We start from the raw sequence: 494 nt of genomic DNA, 5'->3' as shown, positions 1-494 counted from the left end.
CGGACCACTCCCTGCCGGCGGCCCTGACGAGCATGGTCGGCGGGACGGTCTGGACGCTCACGTCGCCCACCATCGACTCGAGGAGCCGGAGGTTCCCGATGGGCCGCAGGCACTCCTTCTCCCGCATGAACAGCGCGTCGGGCGGCAGGCCGGTGGTGCGGTTCGGCTCCGAGTTGGCCTGGGCCTCGACCCGGGCCACCGCCTCGGCGAGGCCGCTCCACCCGGTGAACTCGCCGCCGTAGGCGAGCAGGCGGTTCAGGAAGCGGTTGGCCGACTCGTCCTTGCCCTTGGTCTGCGGCGAGCGCGGCGCGCAGAGCCTGAGCTCGAAGCCGGCCTCCCGCGCGAACCGCCACGCCCTCTCCTGCCTGGTCCTCCTGCGGCCCGAGACGGTCACCAGGCACGACATGTTGTCCGTGATGCACTCCTCCGGGACGCCGCCGAGGCGGGTGAAGGTGGCGAGCAGGCAGGACAGCAGGTCGTCGAGCGTGCGGCTC

Annotated in this window: 1 pseudogene; it reads right to left on the bottom strand. The window is 72.5% G+C overall.

The window, feature by feature from the left end:
* Positions 1–494: pseudogene (locus ACTNBB_RS09155) on the bottom strand (IS21 family transposase); the annotation flags it as partial.

The organism is Collinsella sp. HCP28S3_B9, from assembly GCF_052066095.1.
Taxonomy (GTDB): Bacteria; Actinomycetota; Coriobacteriia; order Coriobacteriales; family Coriobacteriaceae; genus Collinsella.
The sequence above is the reverse complement of the archived record's forward strand: the minus strand, read 5'-3'. Positions and strand labels throughout refer to the sequence as shown.